A 24,446-nucleotide genomic window follows, 5' to 3' on the forward strand; every position below is an offset into this window, starting at 1 on the left:
GATATGTCATGCCTAAAGTAGCACTATTAAACCAAAGCGGTTCTAATGTTGGTGAAATCGAACTAAATGAATCTGTATTTGGAATTGAACCTAATACTCACGTTTTACACGAAACTGTGTTGATGCAACGCGCGAATCTTCGCCAAGGCACACACAAAGTAAAAGGACGTTCTGAAGTTAGTGGCGGCGGACGCAAACCATGGCGCCAAAAAGGTACAGGCCGTGCGCGTCAAGGATCTATCCGTTCACCACAATGGGTAGGTGGCGGAACTGTTTTCGGTCCTACACCACGCAGCTACAGCTACACGATGCCAAGAAAAGTACGTCGTTTGGCGCTTCAATCTGCTTTCTCTTCTAAAGTGAAAGAAGAAAACATCATTGTTCTTGAGAGCCTTTCTCTTGATGCTCCGAAAACAAAAGAAGTTGCAAACATTCTAAAAGCACTAGATGTTAACGAGAAAGCATTGATCGTTACTGCTGAAGCAGACGAAAATGTAACTCTATCATCTAACAATATCCCTACAGTGAAGAGTCTTCCTGTAGAGCAAGTAAGTGTGTTAGACTTGCTAACGCATGACAAGCTGATCCTTACTAAGGAAGCAGCTGAAAAAGCAGGGGAGGTGCTCTCATAATGAAAGAACCACGCGATATTATCAAGCGCCCTGTCATTACTGAACATTCTGCTGATCTTATGGGAGAAAAGAAATATACGTTTGAAGTTAGCCCGAAAGCTAACAAAACTGAAATTAAAAAAGCAGTTGAAGAAATCTTTGGCGTTCAAGTTGCACAAGTCAACACAATGAACCTTAAAGGTAAGTTCAAGCGTATGGGTCGTTACGGCGGCTACCGCTCCGATCGTAAGAAAGCAGTCATCACATTGACTCAGGACAGCGAAGAACTAGAAATCTTCGAAGCATAAAATACACGAATTGAAATATGAAGGAGGGAAATAAAGATGGCGATTAAAAAGTTCAGACCAATTACTAACGGTCGTAGACACATGTCAGTATCTGATTTCGCTGAAATCACAACTGACAAACCTGAACGCTCCCTTGTCACTCCACTTCATAAAAAAGGTGGACGTAATAACCAGGGTAAGCTGACAGTTCGTCATCAGGGCGGAGGCCACAAGCGTCAGTATCGTATTATCGACTTCAAGCGTGACAAAGATGGAATACCTGGACGCGTTGCTACAGTCGAATATGATCCGAACCGCTCCGCTAACATTGCACTAATCAATTATGTTGATGGTGAAAAACGTTACATCCTAGCTCCGAAAGGTGTGAAGGTTGGAACGGAAATTATTTCTGGTGAAGGTGCAGATATCAAACCTGGTAATGCACTTCAGTTGAAAGACATTCCAGTTGGTACAATCGTACACAACGTAGAACTTAAACCAGGACGCGGAGGACAGCTTGTCCGTTCTGCAGGTGCTTCTGCACAAATCCTTGGTCGTGAAGAAAAATACACGCTCGTACGCCTGACTTCAGGTGAAGTTCGCTTGGTACTAAGCTCTTGCCGTGCAACGATCGGTCAAGTCGGTAACCTTGAGCACGAACTAATCAGCGTAGGTAAAGCTGGACGTTCTCGTTGGAAAGGTAAGCGCCCTACAGTACGTGGTTCCGTAATGAACCCTAGTGATCACCCACACGGTGGTGGTGAAGGACGCGCACCAATCGGTATGCCATCTCCAGTATCTCCATGGGGTAAACCAACTCTTGGATACAAAACGAGAAAACGCAACAAGCCGTCTGATAAATATATCGTACGTAGACGCGGTAAAAAATAACGGGATTGTCGGGCGGGCAGTAAAACCCGTCTCTCAATCACGAAGGGAGGTTTATTCATGGGCCGCAGCCTGAAAAAAGGACCTTTTGTAGATGATCACTTAATGAAAAAAGTCGAGAAGTTGAACGAAGATAATAAACAGCAGGTCGTAAAGACTTGGTCTCGCCGTTCTACGATCTTCCCTAACTTCGTCGGACACACAATCGCCGTTTATGACGGTCGTAAGCACGTACCAGTTTATGTGACCGAAGACATGGTTGGTCACAAACTAGGTGAATTCGCGCCATCCCGTACGTTCAAGGGACACTCTGGCGACGATAAGAAAACAAAACGTTAATATAGAGAGGAGGCACTCTAATGCAAGCTAAAGCAGTTGCTAAAACCGTTCGTATCGCTCCTCGTAAAGCTCGTCTGGTAATTGATTTAATTCGAGGAAAAAATGTTGGTGAAGCTCTAGCTACACTACGTTTAACACAGCGTGGCGCATCTCCAGTAGTTGAGAAACTTCTTAACTCCGCGATCGCTAACGCAGAACACAACTATGAAATGGACCCGGAAAACCTATACGTTTCCGAAGCGTTTGTAAACGAAGGCGTAACTCTTAAACGTTTCCGCCCTCGCGCTATGGGCCGCGCAAGCCAAATCAACAAACGCACAAGCCACATCACAGTGGTCGTATCAGAAAAAAAGGAGGGATAATCAGTGGGTCAAAAAATTAATCCGGTAGGTCTTCGTATCGGCGTTATCCGCGATTGGGAATCCAAGTGGTACGCTGGCAAAGACTATGCAGACTTGTTACATGAAGACATTAAGATTCGTGAATATGTTGAAAATCGTCTTAAAGATGCTGCTCTTTCTACGGTAGAAATCGAACGCGCAGCAAACCGTGTAAACATTACTGTGCACACAGCTAAGCCAGGAATGGTTATCGGTAAAGGCGGTTCTGAAGTAGAAGCACTTCGTAAAGCTCTAAACCAACTAACTGGTAAACGCGTTCACATCAACATCGTTGAAGTGAAAAAGCCAGATCTTGACGCTACTCTTGTGGCTGACAATATCGCACGTCAATTGGAAAACCGCGTATCTTTCCGTCGTGCTCAAAAACAAACAATTCAACGCGCTATGCGTGCAGGAGCTAAAGGTATTCGTACCCAAGTATCTGGTCGTCTAGGTGGCGCGGATATCGCTCGTGCTGAATATTACAGTGAAGGAACAGTACCACTACACACACTTCGTGCAGACATCGATTACGGAACTGCAGAAGCTGACACTACTTACGGTAAGCTTGGTGTTAAAGTGTGGATCTATCGTGGAGAAGTCCTTCCAACTAAAACTGACAAGTAAGGAAGGGGGAAAAGCATTATGTTAATGCCTAAACGTGTTAAATATCGTCGTCAACACCGTACTAGCTTAAAAGGCCGTGCAAAAGGCGGTACTGAAGTAGCATTCGGTGAATATGGTTTGCAAGCAATTGATCCTGCATGGATCACAGCCCGCCAGATCGAGGCAGCGCGTATCGCGATGACTCGTTACATGAAGCGTGGCGGTAAAGTTTGGATTAAAATCTTCCCTGATAAGCCTTATACTGCTAAGCCCCTAGAAGTACGTATGGGTTCCGGTAAAGGTGCTCCAGAAGGTTTCGTAGCTGTCGTGAAGCCAGGGAAAATCATGTTCGAGATCGCAGGTGTATCTGAAGAGGTTGCACGCGAAGCGTTGCGTCTTGCTTCACACAAACTGCCGATCCGTACAAAATTCGTAAAACGTGAAGAAATTGGTGGTGAAATCAATGAAGGCTAATGAGATCCGTGAATTAACCACTGCCGAAATTGAACAAAAAGTTAAGTCTCTTAAAGAAGAACTTTTCAACCTACGCTTCCAATTGGCAACAGGTCAACTTGAGAACACTGCACGTATCCGTGAAGTTCGCAAGTCCATCGCACGTATGAAGACTGTTGCTCGAGAACGTGAGCTAGGCGTAAATAACTAATAGATGAGAGGAGGTCACCCTCACATGACTGAACGTAATAATCGTAAAGTTTATACTGGCCGTGTCGTTTCTGACAAGATGGATAAGACCATCACCGTACTAGTAGAAACTTATAAGTTCCACAAACTTTACGGCAAGCGCGTAAAGTATTCCAAAAAGTTCAAAGCTCATGACGAAAACAACCAAGCGAAAAACGGCGACATCGTAAGCATCATGGAAACTCGTCCATTGTCTGCTTCTAAGCGTTTCCGTCTTCTAGAAGTTGTTGAAGAGTCTGTCATTATCTAAATAAAGTTCGCTCGGAGTTAATCCGAAGGGAGGTTACATGTTATGATTCAACAGGAATCTCGTCTGAAAGTTGCAGACAACTCTGGTGCCCGCGAAATCCAGACAATCAAAGTATTGGGTGGATCCGGCCGCAAAACAGCTAACATTGGTGATATCATCACTGCTACTGTGAAGCAGGCAACACCAGGAGGCGTTGTTAAAAAAGGTGAAGTTGTAAAAGCTGTTATCGTACGTTCTAAGAGTGGAGTGCGCCGTAAAGATGGTTCTTACATCCGTTTTGATGAAAACGCAGCAGTAATCGTGCGTGATGACAAAGGCCCACGCGGTACTCGTATCTTTGGACCGGTAGCTCGTGAACTTCGTGATGCTAAATTCATGAAGATTGTATCTCTAGCTCCAGAAGTATTATAAAAGCCTGAATGAAATGCCTTGTTAAGGAGGTGCGCGAAGAATGCACGTAAAAAAAGGTGATAAAGTAATGGTGATTACTGGTAAGGATAAGGGCAAACAAGGAACAATCCTTGAAGCTTATCCGAAGAAAGATCGTGTTCTTGTTGAAGGTGTGAACGAAGTGAAAAAGCACGCGAAGCCTTCTCAGGAGAATCCACAAGGTGGAATCCTAACACAAGAAGCTGCGATCCACGTATCCAACGTAATGCCGATCGACCCTAAGACTGGTGAACCGACACGTGTTGGTTACAAAGTCGAGGACGGGAAGAAAGTTCGTATCGCGAAAAAATCTGGTGAAGCACTAGATAAATAAGCCATACAGGAAAGGAGGGCCACACGATGAACGAACTAAAGAAACAATATCAAGAAGAAGTTGTCTCATCTTTGATGAACAAATTTGAATATGATTCCATCATGCAAACACCAAAAGTTGAGAAAATCGTTGTCAACATGGGTGTAGGTGACGCTGTTCAAAACGCGAAAGCACTTGACACAGCTGTAGAAGAACTAACATTGATCACTGGACAGAAGCCAGTTATCACAAAAGCGAAGAAATCAATTGCAGGTTTCCGTCTACGTGAAGGTATGCCAATCGGCGCGAAGGTTACACTTCGTGGAGAGCGCATGTACGAATTCCTCCAAAAGCTGATCGCTGTATCTCTTCCACGTGTGCGTGACTTCCGTGGTATTTCTAAGAAAGCTTTTGACGGTCGTGGAAACTACACACTTGGTGTTAAAGAGCAATTGATTTTCCCAGAAATCGATTACGATAAAGTAAACAAAGTGCGTGGTATGGATATCGTTATTGTCACTACAGCTGACTCTGACGAAGAAGCACGTGAACTTCTAGCTCAGTTCGGTATGCCGTTCCAAAAATAATGAGCTAACTATAAGGAGGGAAAATAGTGGCTAAAAAATCAATGGTCGCGAAGCAACAGCGTAAACAGAAGTACCAAGTGCGCGAATACACGCGTTGTGAACGCTGCGGACGTCCGCACTCCGTACTTCGTAAGTTTAAGCTTTGCCGTATTTGTTTCCGTGAACTTGCATATAAAGGTCAAATCCCTGGTGTCAAAAAAGCCAGCTGGTAAACCCGAAACAGGGAAGGAGGTTAATGAGTTATGACAATGACAGATCCAATTGCAGATATGCTGACACGTATTCGTAACGCTAACATGGTGCGTCACGAGAAGCTTGAGCTTCCAGCTTCCAACGTTAAAAAAGAAATCGCTGATATTCTTAAGCGCGAAGGTTTTGTACGTGACTACGAATTTGTAGAAGACAACAAGCAAGGAGTTCTTCGCATCTTCCTTAAGTACGGTCAAAACAACGAGCGTGTAATCACTGGTGTGAAGCGTATCAGTAAGCCAGGTCTACGTGTTTACGCTAACGCTGAAGAACTTCCGAAAGTTCTTAACGGTCTAGGTGTAGCCGTTGTATCCACTTCAAAAGGTGTATTGACAGATAAAGAAGCTCGTGAACAAGCCATCGGTGGCGAAGTTCTAGCTTACATCTGGTAAAAAAACAGAACAGACAGGAGGTGCAAACATATGTCTCGCGTAGGTTTAAAATCACTTGAAATTCCTGAAGGTGTAGAAATCATCCAGGATAACAACACGATTACAGTTAAAGGTCCTAAAGGGGAATTGACTCGTACATTCCACAAGGACATCACAGTTAAAGTTGAGGACAACGTTCTTACTGTAGCTCGTCCGAGCGATCACAAAGAACACCGTGCTCTTCACGGTACTACACGCAGCCTGATCGGTAACATGGTTGAAGGTGTTTCTAAAGGCTATGAAAAGAGTCTTGAAATCATCGGTGTTGGTTACCGTGCGCAGAAACAGGGTCAAAATGTTGTAATCAACGCTGGTTACTCTCACCCTGTTGAAGTCGATAACCACGAAGGTATCGAAATCGAAGTTCCATCCAACACGAAAGTAACAGTTAAGGGAATCGACAAAGAACTTGTTGGTGCAGTAGCTGCGAAAATCCGTGCGATCCGTCCTCCAGAGCCTTACAAAGGTAAAGGAATTCGCTACGAAGGCGAATATGTACGCAGAAAAGAAGGTAAAACAGCTAAGTAAGACTCGTAGCTAACGTATAGAAAGGAGTGACCCTGATGATCACGAAGGCAGATAAAAATGTCGTACGTAAAAAGCGTCATGCACGCGTTCGTAAGAATGTCTTTGGCACCGCTGAACGCCCACGCTTGAACGTATATCGCTCTAACAAACACATTTATGCTCAGCTAATCAACGATGAAAGCCAAGTAACAGTAGCCAGTGCGTCTACTGTCGACAATGACTTCAACCTTGATGCTACAGGCAATGTCGAGGCTGCTCAAAAAGTCGGTGAATTAGTGGCTAAGCGTGCGATCGACAACGGTTTTAAAGTTGTTGTATTCGACCGTGGAGGTTACTTGTATCATGGACGTGTGAAAGCACTAGCTGAAGCCGCTCGCGAAGCCGGCCTAGAATTTTAATAGTTAAAGGAGGGACATAAATGATTACAAACATCGATCCTAACAAACTTGATCTTGAAGAACGCGTAGTTACCATCAACCGTGTAGCTAAGGTAGTTAAAGGTGGACGTCGTTTCCGTTTTGCTGCATTGGTTGTAGTTGGAGATAAAAATGGTCATGTCGGATTCGGTACAGGAAAAGCCCAAGAGGTACCGGAAGCGATCAAGAAAGCCATTGATGATGCTAAGAAAAATCTAATCACAGTACCAGTGAAGAACACGACAATTCCACACGAAATCAACGGACGTTTTGGTGCAGGTAACATTCTTATGAAACCAGCAGCAGAAGGTACCGGAGTTATCGCTGGTGGACCTGTCCGTGCGGTACTTGAGCTTGCAGGTGTTCAAGACATCCTATCTAAGTCACTTGGTTCTAACACGCCAATCAACATGGTACGTGCTACAATCACTGGACTTAGCGAGCTTAAGCGTGCAGAAGACGTCGCTAAACTTCGTGGTAAATCAGTAGAAGAACTGTAGGATAAGGAGGGAAATAAAATGGCTAAACAGTTAGAAATTACCCTCACGCGCAGTGTTATTGGTAGACCGCAAGATCAGCGCTCTACTGTCAAGGCGCTAGGTCTGAACAAGATCCGTCAAACTGTCGTACTTGAAGATAACCCAGCGATCCGAGGTATGGCTAATAAGGTGTCTCACCTAGTTTCGGTTAAAGAAGTTTAATTCTACAAAAGATATAAGGAGGTGCAACGCATGAAACTGCATGAACTAAAACCTGCTAAAGGTACTCGTAAAGAACGTAACCGCGTAGGTCGTGGTATGGCATCTGGTAACGGTAAAACTTCCGGCCGTGGTCACAAAGGTCAAGGCCAGCGTTCAGGAAGCAAAACTCGCCCAGGTTTCGAGGGTGGTCAAATGCCACTTTTCCAACGCCTGCCTAAGCGTGGTTTCACTAACGTTCACCGTAAGGAATTTGCGATTATCAACCTTGATGCACTGAATCGCTTCGAAGAAGGCACAGAGGTTACTCCTGAGCTATTGCTTGAGTCTGGTGTGGTAAGCAACCAAAAATCCGGAATCAAAGTATTAGCTAAAGGTTCAATCGAAAAGAAACTTACAGTGAAAGCTCACAAGTTCTCTGCTTCCGCGAAAGAAGCAATTGAAGCAGCGGGCGGTCAAACTGAGGTGATTTAATGTTCCGGACAATCTCCAATTTTATGCGCGTGGGTGATATTCGACGGAAGATTATTTTCACTTTGTTGATGCTCATTGTTTTTCGCCTGGGAACATTCATCCCGGTTCCTTTTACAAATAGAGAAGCCATCAATTTCATGGATGAACAGAATGCGTTCGGTTTCCTGAACACATTCGGAGGCGGGGCATTACAAAACTTCTCCATCTTCGCTATGGGGATCATGCCCTACATTACAGCCTCCATCATCATGCAATTGTTGCAGATGGACGTCGTTCCTAAGTTTGCGGAATGGAAGAAGCAAGGTGAAGTCGGCCGTCGAAAATTAGCTCAGTTTACCCGCTATGGAACGATCGTGCTCGCTTTCATTCAAGCCATCGGCATGTCTATAGGTTTTAATGCACTGGCTGGTGGTCAATTGATCGCTGACCCAGGGGTTACAAAATTCTTAATCATTGCTCTTGTCTTGACAGGCGGTACAGCGTTTCTAATGTGGCTTGGTGAGCAAATCACTGAACACGGCGTTGGAAATGGTATTTCCATTCTAATTTTTGCAGGGATCGTTGCTGCAATCCCGACCGGTGTCAACCAGTTATATGATCAATACATTTCCGGTGCTGGAGAAGAATTGTTCATTAACCTGGTCATCATCGCTCTGATTGTACTTGTTATTATTGCGGTTGTTGTGGGAGTCATCTTCATCCAACAAGCCCTTCGTAAGATTCCTATTCAATATGCAAAACGTTTGGTTAACCGTTCGCCAGTAGGTGGGCATTCTACTCACTTACCACTAAAAGTGAATGCTGCAGGAGTCATTCCGGTCATCTTTGCGATATCTTTCATTATCGCACCAAGAACCGTCGCTGGTCTTTTTGAGAACAGCGAAGTAGCCTCCGTCATTCAATATATATTTGATTATCAAAACTGGCCTGGAATGATTATCTATGTTGCGTTGATCATTGCCTTCACTTATTTCTATACTTTTGTTCAGGTCAACCCGGAACAAATGGCAGAAAACTTGAAGAAGCAAGGCGGGTATATCCCGGGGATACGTCCTGGAGCCAATACGGAAACGTACTTGACTCGTGTGATGTACCGATTAACATTCGTAGGATCCATCTTCCTTGCAGCTGTCTCTATCCTGCCGATCATCTTGGGCTCTGCCGCGCAGCTGCCACCAAGTATTCAAATCGGAGGTACCGGACTGCTGATTGTTGTAGGGGTTGCCCTTCAGATCATGAAGCAGCTGGAAAGTCAGCTTGTAAAACGCCACTATCAAGGATTCATTAAATAATTAGTGTCAAAGCTAATGAATAAATGAGAGCGAGGGGAACACGTTGAATTTAATTCTGATGGGTCTCCCTGGTGCCGGTAAAGGTACTCAGGCTGAGAAGATAGTCGAAAAATATGACATCCCTCATATCTCAACTGGAGATATGTTCCGATTAGCTATCAAAGAAGGAACAGCACTGGGCAAAGAAGCCAAATCCTATATGGACAAAGGCGAATTGGTTCCCGATGAAGTGACCATCGGAATCGTTCGCGAGCGTCTAAGTAAACCTGATTGTCAAAAAGGATTCCTTTTAGATGGTTTCCCGAGAACAATCGCCCAAGCAGAAGCCCTTGAGAACCTATTAACTGATATGAAAGAGTCATTGGACTATGTCCTTCATATCGATGTTCCCAAGGAGCAACTCATCGAGCGTCTTACTGGACGACGCATCTGCCCGACGTGCGGTGCTACCTATCACGTGGTCTTCAACCCGCCTAAAGAAGATGGCAAGTGTGATCACGATGGCTCTGAGTTGATTCAGCGCGAAGACGATCAGCCTGACACCGTAAGAAAGCGCCTGGAGGTCAATGTTGAGCAATCACAACCTCTGCTTGATTTCTACCAAGAGAAAGGCTACTTGGTATCATTCGAAGGTGACAAAGATATCAACGAAGTATTCCAAGACATCGATCAAAAGCTGGGAGAACTAGCTGAATGATTATTTGTAAGACTTCACGGGAATTAGATATTATGCGTGAAGCAGGGCGGATCGTCGCCTTGACGCACCAAAAGTTGGAACAAAAGATCCAACCTGGTATAACAACTGGGGAATTGGATAAGATTGCAGATGAATTCATACGCAGTATGGATGCAATCCCATCTTTTAAAGGTTATAATGGATTCCGTGGAAGTATCTGTGCATCTGTCAACGAAGAACTCGTTCATGGTATCCCTGGAGACAGGGTGTTGAACGAAGGTGATATCATCAGCATCGATATTGGTGCCAAATATAAAGGTTATCACGGAGACTCGGCCTGGACGTATCCGGTCGGAACCGTCGATGATGAAACCATGGAATTGTTGAGAGTTACTGAGCAATCATTGTTTAAAGGGCTTGATGAAGCAAAACCAGGTGTACGCCTTTCAAATATATCCCATGCGATCCAGAGTTTCGTTGAGCCTGAAGGCTTTTCGATTGTGAGGGAGTATGTGGGTCACGGAGTAGGTCAGGAGCTTCATGAGGATCCTCAAATTCCTCATTACGGCCCGCCAAACAAAGGACCACGCCTCAAACCTGGCATGGTATTGGCTGTAGAACCGATGGTGAACGCTGGCTCTCGCTATGTGAAGACGCTCGGCGATCATTGGACGGTAGTCACTCAAGATGGTAAAAGGTGCGCTCACTTTGAGCACACCATTGCAATTACGGATGAAGGGTACGAAATCCTTACAAAATCCTAAGTGAAGGTGATCGTTTTTGAACGAATCTGAGTCGAGTCCGCGAATAGGTCAAATTGTTCGTATTGTGCAGGGGCGTGAGGCAGGACAGTACGCGGTAGTAATCGATGTACTGGATGGCCGCTTTGTGCTGCTTGCCGACGGAGAGAAACGTAAGTATGATCGACCAAAGAAAAAGAATTTGCAACATGTTGAGCTTATGGATTTCATCTCTCCGGAAGTCCAGGACAGCCTTCTGGAAACTGGTCGTGTCACAAATGGCAAGCTTCGATTTGCCGTATCAAAATATGTCAATGAAGCAGTGACTGATTTGAAGAAGGGAGATCAACTCGATGGCGAAAGACGATGTAATTGAAGTAGAAGGGACCGTCGTTGAAACCTTACCGAACGCTCAGTTCAAGGTTGAACTCGAGAACGGTCACTCCGTTTTAGCGCACGTTTCCGGGAAAATTCGCATGCACTTCATTCGAATCTTACCAGGAGACAAGGTAACGGTAGAACTTTCCCCTTATGACTTAACTAAAGGACGTATTACGTACCGTTATAAATAAAACTCCGATCTTAAAGGAGGTATGGATGATGAAGGTAAGGCCTTCTGTAAAACCAATTTGCGAAAAATGCAAAGTCATCAAACGTAAAGGTAAAGTCATGGTTATCTGTGAAAACCCTAAGCATAAACAAAAACAAGGCTAAAACTGAAGGAGGTGCACGTAACTTATGGCACGTATTGCAGGTGTAGATATTCCTCGTGATAAGCGAGTAGTCGTATCCCTAACTTACGTTTATGGTATCGGTAAATCCCTTGCCAAAGACGTACTAGCTGAAGCTGGCGTTTCTGAAGATACTCGCGTTCGCGACCTTACAGAAGACGAACTAGGTAAAATCCGTAAAGCAGTGGAACAACACAACACGGAAGGTGACCTTCGTCGTGAGAACTCTCTTAACATCAAACGTTTGATCGAGATCGGTTCTTATCGCGGAATCCGTCACCGTCGTGGACTTCCACTTCGCGGACAGAAGACAAAAAACAACTCTCGTACACGTAAAGGCCCACGTCGTACCGTGGCTAACAAACGTAAATAATAAGCATCACAAAGGAGGTAAGCTAACTATATGGCACGTAAAGGAAACACTCGTAGTCGTAAGCGTCGCGTGAAAAAGAATATAGAGACCGGTGTGGCACACATCCGCTCTACTTTCAACAACACAATCGTAACGATCACTGATGTTCAAGGTAACGTTATCGCATGGAGCAGTGCCGGATCCCTTGGTTTCAAAGGTTCCCGTAAATCTACTCCATTCGCTGCTCAAATGGCTTCTGAAGCTGCAGCGAAAGACGCTATGGACAACGGTATGAAAACTCTTGAAGTAACAGTTAAAGGCCCTGGTGCTGGTCGTGAAGCAGCGATCCGTTCTCTACAAGCAGCAGGTCTTGAAATTACGGCAATCCGTGACGTAACTCCAGTTCCACACAATGGTTGCCGCCCACCAAAACGTCGTCGCGTATAATAGTTCTGAATAGAATTTGTCACCCTGTCTATAATGGGTTATGATAGCTTTTATATCATCACCGTCGTAGACAGAGAAAATATGCAGTTGTCTTTTTATCGGGACTGCCTACCTGAGGAATTTCGGTTAGACCTATTGTCTAACCGGGGTTTCGACGTTTTGAAGGAGGGTTTAGTGTAAATGATCGAAATTGAAAAGCCAAAGATTGAAACGGTCGAGATCAGCGATGAGTCTACTTTTGGTAAGTTCGTCGTAGAACCGCTTGAGCGTGGGTATGGTACAACTCTAGGGAACTCCTTGCGTCGTATCCTATTATCCTCACTTCCCGGCTCTGCTGTCACATCAGTTCAAATTGACGGGGTCCTTCATGAGTTCTCAACCATTGAAGGTGTCGTCGAAGACGTAACCACAGTCATTCTTAATCTGAAGAAACTAGCTTTGAAGGTGTATTCCGACGAAGAGAAGACTTTGGAGATTGATGTACAGGGTGAAGGAAAAGTTACAGCGGCTGACATTACGCACGACAGTGATGTAGAAGTTCTTAATCCAGATCTTCACATCGCAACATTAGATAGCAACTCCAGCTTCCGTGCACGTATTACAGCAGAACGCGGCCGAGGATATCGTCCGGCTGAAGGAAACAACCATGAGGATCAACCAATTGGCGTTATTCCAGTTGACTCTATTTTTACGCCTGTATCCCGTGTAACGTATCAAGTAGAGAACACTAGAATCGGTCAAACATCTAACTTTGATAAGTTGACGTTAGATGTATGGACGGATGGTAGCATTCGTCCGGAAGAAGCGATCTCTCTTGGGGCTAAAATCTATATGGAACACCTCAATATCTTTGTAGGCCTTACTGATGAAGCTCAAAAAGCTGAAATCATGGTTGAAAAAGAAGAGGACCAAAAAGAAAAAGTTCTTGAAATGACGATCGAAGAACTTGATCTATCTGTCCGTTCCTACAACTGCTTGAAACGCGCTGGTATCAACACAGTGCAGGAACTTGCGAATAAGTCTGAAGAAGACATGATGAAGGTACGTAACCTTGGTCGCAAGTCACTTGAAGAAGTGAAGCACAAGTTGGACGAACTTGGATTAGGTCTAAGAAAAGACGATTGATTGATAGAACACATCTAAGAGATTCAGATAAGGGAGGGATTATCAATGGCTAGAAAACTAGGACGTACAACGGATCAGCGTATGGCGCTACTTCGTAACTTAGCGACAGACTTGATCATTCACGAACGTTTGGAAACAACAGAAGCTAAAGCGAAAGAGCTTAAATCTGTTGTAGAAAAAATGATTACACTAGGGAAACGCGGCGATCTACATGCCCGTCGTCAAGCTGAATCATTCCTTTACAATGCGCAAGCCGACGAAGATGGGGAGCAAACAGCTTTGCAAAAGCTATTCTCTGACATCGGCCCACGCTATGAAGACCGTCAAGGTGGTTACACTCGCGTGCTTAAGCTAGGCGAGCGTAAAGGTGATGGAGCGAAAATGGCGATCATTGAACTAGTTTAATGAATACCATGAGGGTAAAAGGGCAGGACTGAATCTCATCGCGAGGTTACATCCAGCCCTTTTTTTATATCCAAATGGAAGGAAATACCGTTAGGGTGGCGTCGACATTTAGATGAGCCACCCTTCGGTTGATAGGAAATGGTGTCATATTTCCTGGGAAATAGTCAGTTGAGCAGAGGAGGAACACAGATGGGAGAGAGACAAGTCGAGTTTCGTCATGTGTCCTTTAAATACCAGGAAGACATGCCCTGGGTGTTAAAGGACGTGAGCTTCACCATAGGCCCGGATGAATGGGTGGCCATCATCGGTCATAATGGTTCAGGCAAATCGACAATTGCTAAATTAATGAATGGGCTTTTGTTCCCTCAGGAAGGGGAAATTATCGTCGATGGAATGAAAGTGACTCCTGAGACGGTATGGGAAGTCAGAAAACAGGTGGGGATGGTTTTTCAAAATCCGGATAACCAGTTTGTTGGGACTACCGTAAGGGATGATGTAGCCTTCGGTATGGAAAACCACGGTATGCCTCGTGACCTTATGCTTGAGCGGATTCAAGAAAGTCTGAACTCTGTCCGTATGGAAGGATACGAGACGCATGAACCCCATCGATTATCAGGAGGCCAAAAACAGCGCGTGGCCATCGCCAGCGTCCTTGCTGTGTCCCCTGAATTTATCATTCTTGATGAAGCAACCGCTATGCTGGATCCAAAAGGAAGAAAAGAAATCATGCAGACCGTAAGCGACGTCCAGCAGGAAAGAGACCTTTCATTAGTGACCATTACCCATGACCTTCAAGAAGTGACATTGGCTTCAAGAGTGATTGTCATGAATGGTGGAGAAGTCTGGATGGAAGGGACGCCGCGTGACGTATTCTCTAGAAAAGAACAGTTGACTGAAATTGGCTTGGATACTCCGTTTGTAAGTAAAATGGCTGATCACCTCAAAGCAGAAGGTTTAAGCCTATCTCGTGAGCCACTCAATCACCAGGAGTTGTTGGAGGACTTATGCACATCTCGTTTGACCATGTAAGCTATACCTATCAACCGAATAGTCCATTCGAACACAAAGCACTGAATGATATGACCTTCTCGATTGAATCTGGATCCTTTGTAGCTGTCATTGGTCATACTGGGTCAGGGAAGTCGACGCTGATTCAGCACTTGAACGGACTGCTGCAGCCAACAGAAGGAAAAATACAGGTGGGTAACTTCACCATTGAAGCCGGTGTGAAAAACAAGCACTTAAGAGAGTTACGTGAGAAAGTCGGTGTTGTATTCCAATATCCTGAACACCAATTGTTTGAAGAAACAGTGGCCAAGGACATTGCTTTCGGGCCGCAGAATTTTGGTGTCCCCCAGGAAGAAATTGAGCGACGGACAAAAGCTGCGGTTCAAGCAACGAAGCTTCCTGAAGAACTGCTCGATCGTTCACCATTCGACTTGAGTGGTGGGCAGATGCGTCGTGTAGCTATATCCGGGGTACTTGCCATGGATCCTAAGGTCCTTGTTTTAGATGAACCAACGGCAGGACTTGATCCCAGCGGTCAAAGAGAAGTGATGGATATGTTTTACGACCTTCATCGTGAAAAGGAACTGACGACAATCTTAGTCACTCACAGTATGGAAGATGCGCTTGCTTATGCCGATTATATTTTGATCTTGAACCATGGGGAACTTTACAAAGAAGGGACTCCATTGGAGATTTTTCAACAGAAGGAAGACCTTGAGCGCGTCCAGTTGGATGTTCCGGAAGTTATCTCCTTCTTGAGCAAGGCTGAGAAAGAGTATGGGATTGAACTTGAGTATAAAGGGCAGACCATAGCTGAGTTAGCAAAAGAATTAGCCCGCAAAGTGAGAGGGGGCAGCGATCATGAGTAGTTCTTTAATTATCGGCCAATATATTCCGACAGATTCCGTGATCCATCGCCTTGACCCTCGTTCGAAAATCGCTATCATCTTCTTTTTTGTTGTGATCGTATTTTTTGCTAACTCTGTTATGAGCTACGGGGTACTTGCTCTTTTTGCTGTTGGCAGTGCCTTGCTATCCCGGGTCCCCTTCCGTTACATTATGAAAGGTTTGAAACCGGTATGGTTCCTTATTGTGTTTACGTTCCTTCTCCATTTGATTGTCACGAGGGAGGGGGACGTCGTGTTTTCTATATTGGGCTGGGATGTATACAGAGAAGGTCTTGTCCAGGGGGGAGCCATTTCATTACGGTTCTTTCTCCTCATTCTTGTGACCTCGCTGCTTACGTTGACAACAACGCCGATTGAAATTACAGATGCCATCGAGGAGCTGTTGGGTCCACTGAAAAAAGTGAAGTTCCCTGTCCATGAACTGGCACTGATGATGTCGATCTCCCTCCGCTTCATTCCGACACTGATGCAGGAGACAGAGAAAATTTCCAAAGCCCAGGCCTCCCGAGGTGTAGATTTCCGCACAGGGGCGTTAAAGGACCGTGTGAAGGCGATTGTACCTCTTCTAGTCCCTTTGTTCGTCAGTGCGTTCAAACGCGCAGAAGAGCTCGCTATGGCGATGGAAGCGCGTGGCTATCAAGGAGGGGAAGGGCGTACAAAACTCAGGGAGCTGAGGATATCAAAGCTTGATATTTCTTTGTATGTCCTGTTCGCTCTATTAGTCATCGCCCTATTCATGACGAGAAGCTGACGGGGAGGAACGTTTTATGAAAAGAATTCGTATGGTCATCTGTTATGATGGGACGAATTACGCTGGCTATCAGGTTCAGCCTAATGGGAATACCATTCAGGCTGAGCTTGAAAAAGCATTAAGGAAAATGCACAAAGGAGATCAGGTGAAAGTGGTCGCTTCCGGACGTACGGATGCCCGTGTTCACGCGGTCGGTCAGGTGATCCATTTTGATACTCCCCTTCATATTCCTATGGCGAATTGGAAAAGAGCCTTGGGCTCGCTTCTACCGGATGATATTCAAGTCGTTTCTGCTGAGCAAGCAACGGAAGAATTCCATGCAAGGTATGATGCCAAGGGAAAAGAGTACCGCTATTATGTCCATCAGGCTCATGAGCCGGACCTCTTCCGCCGTCATTATACTCACCACGTACGCGCAGAACTTGACATCAACCGGATGAGAGAAGCGTGCCGGCATCTTGAGGGAGAGCATGATTTCACCTCTTTTTGTTCACCGAAGACAGACATCAAAGGGGCCAAGGTTCGGACGATTTATAAAGCAGAGATAACCAAAGAGGGAAATGACATGGTTTTTGTCTTCCGTGGCTCAGGCTTTCTCTATAACATGGTTCGGATTCTTGTCGGCACGCTTTTGGAAATTGGAAGGAACGAACGTGACCCTGAAGATGTAAAGAGGATCATCGAAGCAAAAAACCGTAACGAAGCAGGGAAGACGGCACCCCCGCAAGGCTTGTTTTTATGGGAAGTGTTTTATTAGATGGGTTCGCCCCGGAAATTGAGGCACTCTTTTAAAAAAACAACGAATCCAGGTGTGCATGCCCTTGACATATAGTTACAAGGTGTTATATTATATTCTATGGCATTTTATTTCTGTACCACGGTTAGCCCCGGAAAACTAATCGTATTTGAGATAAATGATAAAGTAGTAACGAAGTCTATGAGAAATCAAACATTTCAGGAGGGAAACCGATATGCGCACAACTTTCATGGCAAATGAAAACAACGTTGAACGTAAATGGTATGTTGTGGATGCTGCAGGGCAAACACTCGGCCGTTTAGCGAGCGAAGTTGCTGCGATCCTTCGCGGTAAAAATAAACCAACATACACACCACACGTTGACACTGGTGACCACGTCATCATCATCAATGCTGGTGAGATCCAACTTACAGGTAACAAAATCAACGATAAGATCTATTATCGTCACTCTAACCACGTAGGTGGTTTGAAATCCCGTACGGCTAACGAAATGCGTACGAAATACCCTGAGCAAATGCTAGAGCTTGCTGTTAAAGGGATGCTTCCAAAAGGAAGTCTTGGACGTAAGATGGGCAAGAAACTTCATGTTTACGCTGGTGCGGACCACAAGCATGAAGCACAAAAACCAGAAGTTTACGAACTTCGCGGATAATCAAAGGAGGTAATCTTAGTGGCACAAGTACAATACTCAGGTACTGGTCGTCGTAAGAGCTCAACAGCTCGTGTACGTCTTGTTCCAGGAACTGGTCGTGTAGTAGTAAACAAACGTGATGCTGAAGACTTTTTCCCATATGAAACGCTTCGTATGATTCTGAAACAGCCTCTAGCTGTTACAGAAACAGAAGGTAACTATGACGTTTATGTAAACGTAGATGGCGGTGGATTCACAGGACAAGCTGGTGCAATCCGTCACGGAATCGCTCGTGCATTGTTACAAGCGGATCCTGAATACCGTACACCATTGAAGCGCGCTGGTCTATTGACTCGTGACGCACGTATGAAAGAGCGTAAGAAATACGGTCTTAAAGGTGCTCGTCGCGCTCCACAATTCTCCAAGCGTTAATCAATGCTTATACAAAAGACTCTCAACCGACTCGGTTGGGAGTCTTTTTTTATGTTTATTTGTTTCGGTGAGGTCTTAAATGACGTGCCAGACATACTTGAAAGCATATGAATATATGTGAAATTCTTATTCAGATATACTGAGGGAAAAGATATACGAATGGAGTGGTTCACATGCTTTTTCATGAAAAAGAAAACATCCATGTTAATCTGGTCACTTTAAGAGTCATGGATCTGAAGCGTTCGTTGGAGTTTTATACAAACATCATTGGTTTTCAAATATGGGAACGGTCCAGTAAAGCCGTTCACTTAAGTGCAGGGGGAGAAAAGCCGCTTCTTGTCCTTGAGGAGGATCAAGATGTTAGACCACCTAATAGAAAAGCGACAGGACTGTATCACTTTGCTCTGCTTTTGCCAGAAAAGTCAGATCTCGCCGATTTGGTCAAACACTTGATTAAGAACAACGTACAGGTGGCTTCAGCCGATCACCTCGTTAGTGAAGCGATTTACTTTTCTGATCCTGATGGAAATGGTATTGAGGTGTATATTGACCGACCCTCTTCCTTATGGAAATGGTCCGGAAGTGAGGTGAAGATGACAGTTGACCCATTGGACTTTGAGGAGTTGTTCCGTTTTGAAACGAACCCCGGGTGGATGGGGCTGCCGGACCGGACGGTCATGGGGCATGTTCATCTCCATGTCTCTGATCTTGAAAAAGCGAAACAATTCTATTGTGATGGCTTAGGGTTCGATGTAGTGGGCCGGCTCGGTGATGAAGCCTTGTTTATTTCATCGGCTAACTATCATCACCACATCGGCCTCAACACATGGAAGGGTACCGATGCCCCGTCTCCAGATAAGGAGGAAGCAGGGTTGAAATGGTTTGATATTCATTTTCCTCAGAACCACTCCAGGGAAGAAGCGATCCATAGAATCCGGCAAATGGGAGCTTCTGTCGATGAAGAAGATGGAGTGATCTACACCATAGACCCATCAAAGAACCGCATACGGTTAGCTGTTTAAATTTTAAACCAAAACGAAAATAGAGTGTTATGATTCCCTGCTAAAAAGCTTCCTTATGCTTTCACATATTTGTCCATCCTGTCCCATATAGTGAAATGGAGGAGTATAAGGGAGTGTGAGGCATGCGAAATCCTAGGTTGAAAACATTTCTATGGTTAGTAGGGATCATTGTATTGGTGTGCGCTGTTTCCTATCCGATTCAGGAAGCAAAGGACGCTTGGACAGTATGGTCATCTCCACTGTCCGGGAAAGTGATTGTATTGGATCCTGGGCATGGGGGACCTGATGCTGGTGCTTCTGGCAAAGATGGTACGGAAGAGAAAGTCATTACGCTGCAAATGGCTGAGTACCTTCGTGATTATTTGCAGCAAGCGGGAGCACTCGTGTACCTAACCCGTGATGATGACAATGACCTTGCATCAGATGAAGCGGAAAAAGCTCGGCGCAGGCAGGCGGAAGATGTCAGGAACAGGGTTCAGTACATTGAAGAAAAAGAAGCGGATTTATACATCAGTATACACTTGAATGCCATTCCTTCTGAAAAATGGAGCGGCGCCCAGACTTTTTACTATCCAAAAAATGAGGAAAGCAAAACGTTGGCCAAGTTTATTCAATCCGAAATCAAGGAGAACATAGGGAATACGGATCGTGGAGCTTTTGGCTTGTCCAGTATCTATATCCTTAAACACGCGAAAGCTCCAGGTGTCTTAGTGGAAGCCGGGTTTTTATCAAACCCAGGGGAACGAGAATTGTTAAAGGATAATGATTACCAAAGGAAAATGTCAGCATCCATCTATCAGGGAGTGCTCCGGTATGTGACAGAAAGAGAGCTGCCATCAGAAGATTGATTGAAGCAAATCACTTAGAAAGCGTTTCATATATGTTATACTAGCCATAGTGAAACATATTTCTAAGGATGGTGAACGGCTTGTTGACAGAAGGAAAAGTACTAGAAATCCTCCATTCGATCGAAGACCCGTTTTTACATAAAACGTTGGAAGAAACAGGTGGAGTTGAAGAGATAAAAATTAAGGAAGAAAAAAATCATGTCAGCGTTAAGATATTGATCGGAAAGACAAATACCGCTGAACAGATGGAATTGCAGCAGAAAATTGTTAATGAACTGAAAAGTGGGGGAGCCGCAACGGTCGGCCTGCGTTTCGACCAGCTCCCGGATGATGTGATTCAAAGATTCCAGCCAGAAGCGGAGCAGGAACAGGAAGCTTCTCTTCTAGGTGGAAATACCGGGACGAAGTTTATCTCCATTGCCAGTGGTAAGGGTGGTGTAGGGAAGTCCACGGTTACGGTTAACCTTGCTGTGGCTTTAACCCGCCTTGGTAAGAAAGTTGGAATTATTGACGCGGATATCTATGGTTTCAGTGTACCGGATATGATGGGTGTGGAAGAACGCCCGGTCGTTCGCGGCGAAAAGATTATTCCTGTAGAACGTTTCGGAGTTAAGCTTGTATCGATGGGCTTCTTTGTAGAAGATAACTCCCCGATTATCTGGCGCGGACCCATGCTCGGTAAAATGTTGACGAGCTTTTTTAAAGAAGTGGAATGGGGCGACCTCGATTACCTTCTTCTTGACTTGCCGCCAGGAACAGGAGATGTGGCATTGGATGTACACTCTATGCTGCCGTCTTCTAAAGAGATCATCGTTACGACTCCGCACCCGACAGCTGCTTTTGTAGCTGCACGTGCAGGGCAAATGGCTCTGAAAACGGAACATGAAATCCTAGGTGTCGTTGAAAATATGGCTTATTTCGAGAGTAAAGAGACAGGCAACAAAGAGTTCGTCTTCGGTAGAGGTGGCGGCGTGAAGCTCGCTGAAACTCTTCAAACAGGCGTCCTTGGACACGTGCCACTTCAACAGCCGTACGAGGAAGAGGATGTTTTCGCACCATCTGTCTATCAGGCAGATCATCCAATCGGTGTCATTTACCGTAATATGGCTGCGAAAGTAATTGATAAGTATTAATAAAAACACGCACTTCTTTAAGAAGTGCGTGTTTTTTTGACTTGTGGCTAGCCTTGCTGACTTTTTTCACCTTCACCGCCGCCACCACTGCCGGATTGTTCTTCACTACTGCTTTCTCCACCTTGACCGGAGGAATCGGATTTCCCACCGCCACCACTCTGCATTTTTTCCGCTGCTTTCAATAAGGTTTCACTCATTTTCGCTTGGAAAACAGGGCTGTTCAATGTTTCTTCAATGGTTTTCTGCAGATGTGAACGGAATTGCTGCCCTTCCATGACGGTAACCATTTCCTTCATCATTTCAGGGTTTTTATAAAGCTCAATCATCAATTTTTGATACTCAGCATCTTTCATTAGTCCTTTCATCAGCTTTTTCTGCTGATCTTCAAGGACTTTACTGAACTCTTGGACGAATTTTGGATCGGAGAACAATTTACTCCAAAAAGCTTTTCCTTCTTCAGATACTAGTGTCTGTTGGACAGCCTGCGATACAACTTCTGACTCCAGGGCCATCTGTTGCTGCATTTTCTCATCAGAAAGTACTTCAGTCATCGCTTTTTTCCCGTCGTCCGATTTCAGAATATCAACGATCATCTTCTTCGTTGTATCATAATCCGTCTGTTCACTTGCGCTTGATGCCCCGCTGCAAGCAGCCAGGAGTACAAGGATCAGGACGGGACATAAGAATCGGAGTTTGGACATTTTGCATGTCCCCTTTCTTAAGTTCTCCTTACGTTTACTATCTGCGATTCGACAGAAATTATACGAAGACTGGAGGAAAAAAGCTCGACTTCGTGGTAAAATACGGTGGAAAAGTCTTTTGGATAATAGGGGGAACTTCCGTGAATAGTCGTAAATGGGTAAGGTTGTTTTTAACGACCTTATGGATCGGTGGTTTGACGACACTGGTCATCAGTTTTATTTTCAAATATGATTCTTATACTGAAGTGCTTAAGCCGTTCCAACTCTTCGAGCTCTTTGGCTTATTGTTATTTTTTGCGGGACTTGGATTTATATTCAGCATCATTAGTCAAATGGGCTTCTTCGCCTACCTGACAGTCAATCAGTTTGGAAAGGGCATTTTCCGTTCATTATGGACGCCGGTCCAACTTTTCCTGATTGCTTTTACACTCTTTGACCTTGTGTATTTTAGATATCAGGCAGCAGAAGATGCATCCATCTGGCCGTTTTTGTGGACAGCCTTAGGTCTTCTAGGACTTTCCATTATCGTTGCTTATGTAAAAGCAAAAGAAACGAAGTGGCATGCATTTATTCCTGCCTTGTTTTTTATGGTTGTTGTTACGAGTGTAGAATGGGTCCCTGCTTTGAGAGCGCAAGGCAGCGATTATGTGTGGCTGATGATTATTCCTTTGTTCATCTGTAATGCATATCAACTCATTTTGCTCCACCGTATAACAAAAACCCCTGAAAAAGCTGCCTGAAAAACAACCACCGCATAGAAAGAGCGGTGGTTGTTTTTTTATCGGGCTATTCAATTTGAGTGGTTTCTGATTCTGTCCCACTCACCAGTTCAGTAATGCTTACGAATTTCAGTCCTTTTTGTTTTAAACCGGGCAGGATGACTTCAAGTGCTTTCGCTGTTTGTTTTACGGAGTCAGATGCATGCATCAAGATGATATCTCCTTCTGAACCTTCATTCAGAACGGTATCAATGATGGTGTTTGTGCCTGGGTTTTCCCAGTCTCTTGGGTTGATGCTCCATTGCACCGCTTGCATTCCCTCATTTTCGATCAACTTCAAAACCTCTTTATCCATGTGACCATGGGGCGGACGGATCCATTTGATCTCTTCAAAGCCCAGTTTTTCAAAAGCTTCTTTCGCTTGATTCATGTCCTGTTGCACTTGGGCGGGTTTTCTTTCAAGGTAACTTTCGTATTTATATCCCATCATCCCGATTTCGTGTTTTCCTTCATGAATAGCTTTAATAATATCGGGGTGACGTTCTGCCCATTCCCCACTAACGAAAAAAGTTGCCTGGGCTTTGTTGGCTTCCAACTGCTTCAACACGTCATGAACCTTTTCTGTTCCCCAGCTTATATTAAATGTCAGTGCAACGTTCGAATTTTTATCGCTTCCTTGAGTCAAAGCACGGGGCTCACCTTCATTTGAAAAGACGGGGAGTTGACTCCACTGTCCAATCCATAAAAAGAGGGCGCAAAAAAATGCCAAAGCCACCACCACTCCATAGCGTTTCATCCGCTCAGCTTTCCAAGTGTAGAAACTCATTGCACGATTCACCTTCCTTCCAATATGTTCTATACATATGAAAAAAAGGACAACCTATGCTAAAAACACAAGATTTAGGGTAAAAATATAGAGAGTTGTTAAAGGGAGGTCCTTTAAGGTGCATGGTTTAATGATTAGCGAACAGGAACGTCGTGAAATTGAATATTTGTTGAAGAGAGAGATGGAAGAAATCACGTTTGACCTCGGAGACCACAGAATTGACCAAGGACTGAAAAGAGCGATGGAAGAAAGGTATGACGTTCTTTTTCAGATTTTCCGCAGGTTTGCAACCAGAGAAGAATGTTTACAGTATATGCCCAGGAAGAAGAAACAGAATTAATGCTATAATCAATTCCAGCTTATCCATAATGCTAAAGGTCACAACTAAGCCCTGAATGTAGATCAGGGCTTTTCATATGGATGTGTACTCATTGAAACAACTTTTTATAATGAATTTCAAAAAAAGCATTGCTTTTCTTTTTTAGTCTGTGATATATTATTAAACGTTGTCGGAAAACAAATAACGCAGCAAAAACAAACGATTTTCTTTTGAAAAAAGTTGTTGACACTGCAGAGCAGACATGATAAATTATTACTTGTCGCCAAAACGACACCGAAAAAATCACGAAAAAAGTTGTTGACACAAACAACTGAAAGTGATAAACTAATTAAGTCGCTGACGAAGCGGCAAGCAAAACATTTGATCTTTGAAAACTGAACGAACCAACCAGTACGTCAAAACATTTCTTCTTTA

Annotated in this window: 42 protein-coding genes; 40 read left to right on the forward strand and 2 right to left on the reverse strand. The window is 44.5% G+C overall.

The window, feature by feature from the left end; genetic code table 11:
- Nucleotides 1-8: 8 nt before the first annotated feature.
- The 38 genes from rplD (at nucleotide 9) to J0K78_RS17545 (ending at nucleotide 21,446) form a co-directional block, all read left to right on the forward strand.
- Nucleotides 9-632: a 50S ribosomal protein L4 gene (rplD, locus tag J0K78_RS17360; protein WP_089654433.1), complete on the forward strand. Its 624-nt coding sequence runs from the start codon at nucleotides 9-11 to the stop codon at nucleotides 630-632.
- Nucleotides 632-919 (forward strand): 50S ribosomal protein L23, encoded by a 288-nt coding sequence (gene rplW, locus J0K78_RS17365; RefSeq protein ID WP_146818469.1) that lies wholly within the window; start codon nucleotides 632-634, stop codon nucleotides 917-919. The genes rplD and rplW overlap by 1 nt, the downstream gene beginning before the upstream one ends.
- Nucleotides 920-955: 36 nt before the next feature.
- Nucleotides 956-1,789, forward strand: a complete 834-nt coding sequence (rplB, locus tag J0K78_RS17370) for a 50S ribosomal protein L2 (RefSeq protein WP_146818467.1) — start codon at nucleotides 956-958, stop codon at nucleotides 1,787-1,789.
- Between the two features lie 57 nt (nucleotides 1,790-1,846).
- The gene (gene rpsS / locus J0K78_RS17375; protein ID WP_035511685.1) at nucleotides 1,847-2,125 is read left to right on the forward strand and encodes a 30S ribosomal protein S19; all 279 of its coding nucleotides are present in this window, start codon (nucleotides 1,847-1,849) and stop codon (nucleotides 2,123-2,125) included.
- A gap of 20 nt (nucleotides 2,126-2,145) precedes the next feature.
- Nucleotides 2,146-2,487, forward strand: a complete 342-nt coding sequence (gene rplV, locus J0K78_RS17380; RefSeq protein ID WP_035511684.1) for a 50S ribosomal protein L22 — start codon at nucleotides 2,146-2,148, stop codon at nucleotides 2,485-2,487.
- 3 nt (nucleotides 2,488-2,490) lie between these two features.
- Nucleotides 2,491-3,132, forward strand: coding sequence for a 30S ribosomal protein S3 (gene rpsC / locus J0K78_RS17385; protein WP_035511682.1), 642 nt, complete (start codon nucleotides 2,491-2,493; stop codon nucleotides 3,130-3,132).
- Between the two features lie 18 nt (nucleotides 3,133-3,150).
- On the forward strand, nucleotides 3,151-3,585 hold the full coding sequence (rplP, locus tag J0K78_RS17390; RefSeq protein ID WP_027953416.1) for a 50S ribosomal protein L16: 435 nt from the start codon (nucleotides 3,151-3,153) through the stop codon (nucleotides 3,583-3,585).
- On the forward strand, nucleotides 3,575-3,775 hold the full coding sequence (gene rpmC / locus J0K78_RS17395; protein ID WP_008636054.1) for a 50S ribosomal protein L29: 201 nt from the start codon (nucleotides 3,575-3,577) through the stop codon (nucleotides 3,773-3,775). The genes rplP and rpmC overlap by 11 nt, the downstream gene beginning before the upstream one ends.
- A gap of 24 nt (nucleotides 3,776-3,799) precedes the next feature.
- The gene (gene rpsQ, locus J0K78_RS17400; protein WP_035511679.1) at nucleotides 3,800-4,063 is read left to right on the forward strand and encodes a 30S ribosomal protein S17; all 264 of its coding nucleotides are present in this window, start codon (nucleotides 3,800-3,802) and stop codon (nucleotides 4,061-4,063) included.
- Between the two features lie 42 nt (nucleotides 4,064-4,105).
- Complete coding sequence (gene rplN, locus J0K78_RS17405; protein ID WP_035511677.1) at nucleotides 4,106-4,474, forward strand: 50S ribosomal protein L14; 369 nt, start codon at nucleotides 4,106-4,108, stop codon at nucleotides 4,472-4,474.
- A gap of 40 nt (nucleotides 4,475-4,514) precedes the next feature.
- On the forward strand, nucleotides 4,515-4,826 hold the full coding sequence (gene rplX, locus J0K78_RS17410; RefSeq protein WP_035511676.1) for a 50S ribosomal protein L24: 312 nt from the start codon (nucleotides 4,515-4,517) through the stop codon (nucleotides 4,824-4,826).
- Nucleotides 4,827-4,852: 26 nt separating this feature from the next.
- Nucleotides 4,853-5,392 carry a 50S ribosomal protein L5 gene (rplE, locus tag J0K78_RS17415; protein WP_115895006.1) on the forward strand — a complete coding sequence of 180 codons (540 nt, stop codon included), beginning with the start codon at nucleotides 4,853-4,855 and terminating at the stop codon, nucleotides 5,390-5,392.
- A gap of 26 nt (nucleotides 5,393-5,418) precedes the next feature.
- Nucleotides 5,419-5,604, forward strand: coding sequence for a type Z 30S ribosomal protein S14 (locus tag J0K78_RS17420; protein ID WP_035511674.1), 186 nt, complete (start codon nucleotides 5,419-5,421; stop codon nucleotides 5,602-5,604).
- 30 nt (nucleotides 5,605-5,634) lie between these two features.
- Nucleotides 5,635-6,033 carry a 30S ribosomal protein S8 gene (gene rpsH / locus J0K78_RS17425; protein WP_089654429.1) on the forward strand — a complete coding sequence of 133 codons (399 nt, stop codon included), beginning with the start codon at nucleotides 5,635-5,637 and terminating at the stop codon, nucleotides 6,031-6,033.
- Nucleotides 6,034-6,063: 30 nt separating this feature from the next.
- Nucleotides 6,064-6,600 (forward strand): 50S ribosomal protein L6, encoded by a 537-nt coding sequence (rplF, locus tag J0K78_RS17430; RefSeq protein ID WP_089654428.1) that lies wholly within the window; start codon nucleotides 6,064-6,066, stop codon nucleotides 6,598-6,600.
- A 35-nt stretch (nucleotides 6,601-6,635) separates the two neighbouring features.
- The gene (gene rplR, locus J0K78_RS17435) at nucleotides 6,636-6,998 is read left to right on the forward strand and encodes a 50S ribosomal protein L18 (protein WP_115895005.1); all 363 of its coding nucleotides are present in this window, start codon (nucleotides 6,636-6,638) and stop codon (nucleotides 6,996-6,998) included.
- Nucleotides 6,999-7,021: 23 nt separating this feature from the next.
- Nucleotides 7,022-7,516 (forward strand): 30S ribosomal protein S5, encoded by a 495-nt coding sequence (rpsE, locus tag J0K78_RS17440; RefSeq protein WP_326315280.1) that lies wholly within the window; start codon nucleotides 7,022-7,024, stop codon nucleotides 7,514-7,516.
- Between the two features lie 18 nt (nucleotides 7,517-7,534).
- Nucleotides 7,535-7,717: a 50S ribosomal protein L30 gene (rpmD, locus tag J0K78_RS17445; protein ID WP_089654426.1), complete on the forward strand. Its 183-nt coding sequence runs from the start codon at nucleotides 7,535-7,537 to the stop codon at nucleotides 7,715-7,717.
- A gap of 30 nt (nucleotides 7,718-7,747) precedes the next feature.
- Nucleotides 7,748-8,188: a 50S ribosomal protein L15 gene (gene rplO, locus J0K78_RS17450; protein ID WP_206948245.1), complete on the forward strand. Its 441-nt coding sequence runs from the start codon at nucleotides 7,748-7,750 to the stop codon at nucleotides 8,186-8,188.
- A complete protein-coding gene (secY, locus tag J0K78_RS17455; RefSeq protein ID WP_115895003.1) occupies nucleotides 8,188-9,480 on the forward strand; it encodes a preprotein translocase subunit SecY in 1,293 nt (430 codons plus the stop codon). Before rplO ends, secY begins: the two co-directional genes overlap by 1 nt.
- Before the next feature lie 43 nt (nucleotides 9,481-9,523).
- Complete coding sequence (locus tag J0K78_RS17460; RefSeq protein WP_115895002.1) at nucleotides 9,524-10,177, forward strand: adenylate kinase; 654 nt, start codon at nucleotides 9,524-9,526, stop codon at nucleotides 10,175-10,177.
- Nucleotides 10,174-10,920: a type I methionyl aminopeptidase gene (gene map, locus J0K78_RS17465; RefSeq protein WP_160916738.1), complete on the forward strand. Its 747-nt coding sequence runs from the start codon at nucleotides 10,174-10,176 to the stop codon at nucleotides 10,918-10,920. The genes J0K78_RS17460 and map overlap by 4 nt, the downstream gene beginning before the upstream one ends.
- A 16-nt stretch (nucleotides 10,921-10,936) precedes the next feature.
- On the forward strand, nucleotides 10,937-11,272 hold the full coding sequence (locus J0K78_RS17470; protein ID WP_035511657.1) for a KOW domain-containing RNA-binding protein: 336 nt from the start codon (nucleotides 10,937-10,939) through the stop codon (nucleotides 11,270-11,272).
- Nucleotides 11,250-11,468, forward strand: coding sequence for a translation initiation factor IF-1 (gene infA / locus J0K78_RS17475; protein ID WP_008636026.1), 219 nt, complete (start codon nucleotides 11,250-11,252; stop codon nucleotides 11,466-11,468). Before J0K78_RS17470 ends, infA begins: the two co-directional genes overlap by 23 nt.
- Nucleotides 11,469-11,496: 28 nt before the next feature.
- On the forward strand, nucleotides 11,497-11,610 hold the full coding sequence (gene rpmJ, locus J0K78_RS17480) for a 50S ribosomal protein L36 (protein WP_002509257.1): 114 nt from the start codon (nucleotides 11,497-11,499) through the stop codon (nucleotides 11,608-11,610).
- 24 nt (nucleotides 11,611-11,634) lie between these two features.
- Nucleotides 11,635-12,000: a 30S ribosomal protein S13 gene (rpsM, locus tag J0K78_RS17485; RefSeq protein ID WP_160916740.1), complete on the forward strand. Its 366-nt coding sequence runs from the start codon at nucleotides 11,635-11,637 to the stop codon at nucleotides 11,998-12,000.
- 30 nt (nucleotides 12,001-12,030) lie between these two features.
- A complete protein-coding gene (gene rpsK, locus J0K78_RS17490) occupies nucleotides 12,031-12,426 on the forward strand; it encodes a 30S ribosomal protein S11 (RefSeq protein WP_146818455.1) in 396 nt (131 codons plus the stop codon).
- Between the two features lie 180 nt (nucleotides 12,427-12,606).
- Entirely contained in the window at nucleotides 12,607-13,551 is a 945-nt protein-coding gene (locus tag J0K78_RS17495; protein ID WP_089654419.1) for a DNA-directed RNA polymerase subunit alpha, read from the forward strand.
- 45 nt (nucleotides 13,552-13,596) lie between these two features.
- Nucleotides 13,597-13,956, forward strand: a complete 360-nt coding sequence (gene rplQ / locus J0K78_RS17500; RefSeq protein ID WP_160916742.1) for a 50S ribosomal protein L17 — start codon at nucleotides 13,597-13,599, stop codon at nucleotides 13,954-13,956.
- A gap of 189 nt (nucleotides 13,957-14,145) precedes the next feature.
- Nucleotides 14,146-14,985 (forward strand): energy-coupling factor ABC transporter ATP-binding protein, encoded by an 840-nt coding sequence (locus J0K78_RS17505; protein WP_206948246.1) that lies wholly within the window; start codon nucleotides 14,146-14,148, stop codon nucleotides 14,983-14,985.
- A complete protein-coding gene (locus tag J0K78_RS17510; RefSeq protein ID WP_206948247.1) occupies nucleotides 14,961-15,833 on the forward strand; it encodes an energy-coupling factor ABC transporter ATP-binding protein in 873 nt (290 codons plus the stop codon). Before J0K78_RS17505 ends, J0K78_RS17510 begins: the two co-directional genes overlap by 25 nt.
- Nucleotides 15,826-16,623: an energy-coupling factor transporter transmembrane component T family protein gene (locus J0K78_RS17515; protein WP_115894998.1), complete on the forward strand. Its 798-nt coding sequence runs from the start codon at nucleotides 15,826-15,828 to the stop codon at nucleotides 16,621-16,623. The genes J0K78_RS17510 and J0K78_RS17515 overlap by 8 nt, the downstream gene beginning before the upstream one ends.
- A gap of 16 nt (nucleotides 16,624-16,639) precedes the next feature.
- Nucleotides 16,640-17,380, forward strand: coding sequence for a tRNA pseudouridine(38-40) synthase TruA (gene truA, locus J0K78_RS17520; protein WP_206948248.1), 741 nt, complete (start codon nucleotides 16,640-16,642; stop codon nucleotides 17,378-17,380).
- 214 nt (nucleotides 17,381-17,594) lie between these two features.
- Nucleotides 17,595-18,032, forward strand: a complete 438-nt coding sequence (rplM, locus tag J0K78_RS17525; RefSeq protein ID WP_146818442.1) for a 50S ribosomal protein L13 — start codon at nucleotides 17,595-17,597, stop codon at nucleotides 18,030-18,032.
- Nucleotides 18,033-18,050: 18 nt separating this feature from the next.
- Nucleotides 18,051-18,443, forward strand: a complete 393-nt coding sequence (gene rpsI, locus J0K78_RS17530; protein ID WP_075038155.1) for a 30S ribosomal protein S9 — start codon at nucleotides 18,051-18,053, stop codon at nucleotides 18,441-18,443.
- 173 nt (nucleotides 18,444-18,616) lie between these two features.
- Entirely contained in the window at nucleotides 18,617-19,465 is an 849-nt protein-coding gene (locus J0K78_RS17535; protein WP_206948249.1) for a VOC family protein, read from the forward strand.
- A gap of 122 nt (nucleotides 19,466-19,587) precedes the next feature.
- Entirely contained in the window at nucleotides 19,588-20,313 is a 726-nt protein-coding gene (cwlD, locus tag J0K78_RS17540; RefSeq protein WP_206948250.1) for an N-acetylmuramoyl-L-alanine amidase CwlD, read from the forward strand.
- An 80-nt stretch (nucleotides 20,314-20,393) separates the two neighbouring features.
- Nucleotides 20,394-21,446, forward strand: coding sequence for an Mrp/NBP35 family ATP-binding protein (locus J0K78_RS17545; protein ID WP_206948251.1), 1,053 nt, complete (start codon nucleotides 20,394-20,396; stop codon nucleotides 21,444-21,446).
- 47 nt (nucleotides 21,447-21,493) lie between these two features.
- Here J0K78_RS17545 and gerD read toward each other — a convergent pair whose 3' ends face one another.
- On the reverse strand, nucleotides 21,494-22,147 hold the full coding sequence (gene gerD / locus J0K78_RS17550) for a spore germination lipoprotein GerD (RefSeq protein ID WP_206948252.1): 654 nt from the start codon (nucleotides 22,145-22,147) through the stop codon (nucleotides 21,494-21,496).
- 140 nt (nucleotides 22,148-22,287) lie between these two features.
- Between gerD and J0K78_RS17555 the strand changes: the two genes are divergently transcribed.
- Nucleotides 22,288-22,887, forward strand: coding sequence for a KinB-signaling pathway activation protein (locus tag J0K78_RS17555; protein WP_206948253.1), 600 nt, complete (start codon nucleotides 22,288-22,290; stop codon nucleotides 22,885-22,887).
- Nucleotides 22,888-22,933: 46 nt separating this feature from the next.
- Here the strand turns inward: J0K78_RS17555 and pdaB are convergent, their stop codons facing one another.
- A complete protein-coding gene (gene pdaB, locus J0K78_RS17560) occupies nucleotides 22,934-23,692 on the reverse strand; it encodes a polysaccharide deacetylase family sporulation protein PdaB (RefSeq protein WP_206948254.1) in 759 nt (252 codons plus the stop codon).
- A gap of 118 nt (nucleotides 23,693-23,810) precedes the next feature.
- On the opposite strand from pdaB, the gene J0K78_RS17565 reads away from it, so the two are divergent.
- Nucleotides 23,811-24,032, forward strand: coding sequence for a hypothetical protein (locus J0K78_RS17565; RefSeq protein ID WP_160916759.1), 222 nt, complete (start codon nucleotides 23,811-23,813; stop codon nucleotides 24,030-24,032).
- Nucleotides 24,033-24,446 lie beyond the last annotated feature (414 nt).

This window comes from Halobacillus sp. GSS1 (assembly GCF_017307035.1).
Lineage (GTDB): Bacteria > Bacillota > Bacilli > Bacillales > Halobacillaceae > Halobacillus > Halobacillus litoralis.

Excerpts from the sequence above, each read along its gene's own strand:
- rplO (WP_206948245.1), top strand. The coding sequence starts at position 7,748 with ATGAAACTGCATGAACTAAAACCTGCTAAAGGTACTCGTAAAGAACGT.
- truA (WP_206948248.1), top strand. The coding sequence starts at position 16,640 with ATGAAAAGAATTCGTATGGTCATCTGTTATGATGGGACGAATTACGCT.
- rplF (WP_089654428.1), top strand. The coding sequence starts at position 6,064 with ATGTCTCGCGTAGGTTTAAAATCACTTGAAATTCCTGAAGGTGTAGAA.
- rpsS (WP_035511685.1), top strand. The coding sequence starts at position 1,847 with ATGGGCCGCAGCCTGAAAAAAGGACCTTTTGTAGATGATCACTTAATG.
- gerD (WP_206948252.1), bottom strand. The coding sequence starts at position 22,147 with ATGTCCAAACTCCGATTCTTATGTCCCGTCCTGATCCTTGTACTCCTG.
- rplN (WP_035511677.1), top strand. The coding sequence starts at position 4,106 with ATGATTCAACAGGAATCTCGTCTGAAAGTTGCAGACAACTCTGGTGCC.
- rpmJ (WP_002509257.1), top strand. The coding sequence starts at position 11,497 with ATGAAGGTAAGGCCTTCTGTAAAACCAATTTGCGAAAAATGCAAAGTC.
- cwlD (WP_206948250.1), top strand. The coding sequence starts at position 19,588 with ATGCGAAATCCTAGGTTGAAAACATTTCTATGGTTAGTAGGGATCATT.
- map (WP_160916738.1), top strand. The coding sequence starts at position 10,174 with ATGATTATTTGTAAGACTTCACGGGAATTAGATATTATGCGTGAAGCA.
- pdaB (WP_206948254.1), bottom strand. The coding sequence starts at position 23,692 with ATGAGTTTCTACACTTGGAAAGCTGAGCGGATGAAACGCTATGGAGTG.
- rplB (WP_146818467.1), top strand. The coding sequence starts at position 956 with ATGGCGATTAAAAAGTTCAGACCAATTACTAACGGTCGTAGACACATG.
- rpmC (WP_008636054.1), top strand. The coding sequence starts at position 3,575 with ATGAAGGCTAATGAGATCCGTGAATTAACCACTGCCGAAATTGAACAA.
- rplP (WP_027953416.1), top strand. The coding sequence starts at position 3,151 with ATGTTAATGCCTAAACGTGTTAAATATCGTCGTCAACACCGTACTAGC.
- rplW (WP_146818469.1), top strand. The coding sequence starts at position 632 with ATGAAAGAACCACGCGATATTATCAAGCGCCCTGTCATTACTGAACAT.
- J0K78_RS17510 (WP_206948247.1), top strand. The coding sequence starts at position 14,961 with ATGCACATCTCGTTTGACCATGTAAGCTATACCTATCAACCGAATAGT.
- J0K78_RS17515 (WP_115894998.1), top strand. The coding sequence starts at position 15,826 with ATGAGTAGTTCTTTAATTATCGGCCAATATATTCCGACAGATTCCGTG.
- rplX (WP_035511676.1), top strand. The coding sequence starts at position 4,515 with ATGCACGTAAAAAAAGGTGATAAAGTAATGGTGATTACTGGTAAGGAT.
- rpsM (WP_160916740.1), top strand. The coding sequence starts at position 11,635 with ATGGCACGTATTGCAGGTGTAGATATTCCTCGTGATAAGCGAGTAGTC.
- rpmD (WP_089654426.1), top strand. The coding sequence starts at position 7,535 with ATGGCTAAACAGTTAGAAATTACCCTCACGCGCAGTGTTATTGGTAGA.
- rpsK (WP_146818455.1), top strand. The coding sequence starts at position 12,031 with ATGGCACGTAAAGGAAACACTCGTAGTCGTAAGCGTCGCGTGAAAAAG.
- rplV (WP_035511684.1), top strand. The coding sequence starts at position 2,146 with ATGCAAGCTAAAGCAGTTGCTAAAACCGTTCGTATCGCTCCTCGTAAA.
- rplM (WP_146818442.1), top strand. The coding sequence starts at position 17,595 with ATGCGCACAACTTTCATGGCAAATGAAAACAACGTTGAACGTAAATGG.
- rplR (WP_115895005.1), top strand. The coding sequence starts at position 6,636 with ATGATCACGAAGGCAGATAAAAATGTCGTACGTAAAAAGCGTCATGCA.
- rplD (WP_089654433.1), top strand. The coding sequence starts at position 9 with ATGCCTAAAGTAGCACTATTAAACCAAAGCGGTTCTAATGTTGGTGAA.
- rplE (WP_115895006.1), top strand. The coding sequence starts at position 4,853 with ATGAACGAACTAAAGAAACAATATCAAGAAGAAGTTGTCTCATCTTTG.
- rpsH (WP_089654429.1), top strand. The coding sequence starts at position 5,635 with ATGACAATGACAGATCCAATTGCAGATATGCTGACACGTATTCGTAAC.
- J0K78_RS17535 (WP_206948249.1), top strand. The coding sequence starts at position 18,617 with ATGCTTTTTCATGAAAAAGAAAACATCCATGTTAATCTGGTCACTTTA.
- rpsQ (WP_035511679.1), top strand. The coding sequence starts at position 3,800 with ATGACTGAACGTAATAATCGTAAAGTTTATACTGGCCGTGTCGTTTCT.
- secY (WP_115895003.1), top strand. The coding sequence starts at position 8,188 with ATGTTCCGGACAATCTCCAATTTTATGCGCGTGGGTGATATTCGACGG.
- infA (WP_008636026.1), top strand. The coding sequence starts at position 11,250 with ATGGCGAAAGACGATGTAATTGAAGTAGAAGGGACCGTCGTTGAAACC.
- rplQ (WP_160916742.1), top strand. The coding sequence starts at position 13,597 with ATGGCTAGAAAACTAGGACGTACAACGGATCAGCGTATGGCGCTACTT.
- J0K78_RS17495 (WP_089654419.1), top strand. The coding sequence starts at position 12,607 with ATGATCGAAATTGAAAAGCCAAAGATTGAAACGGTCGAGATCAGCGAT.
- J0K78_RS17505 (WP_206948246.1), top strand. The coding sequence starts at position 14,146 with ATGGGAGAGAGACAAGTCGAGTTTCGTCATGTGTCCTTTAAATACCAG.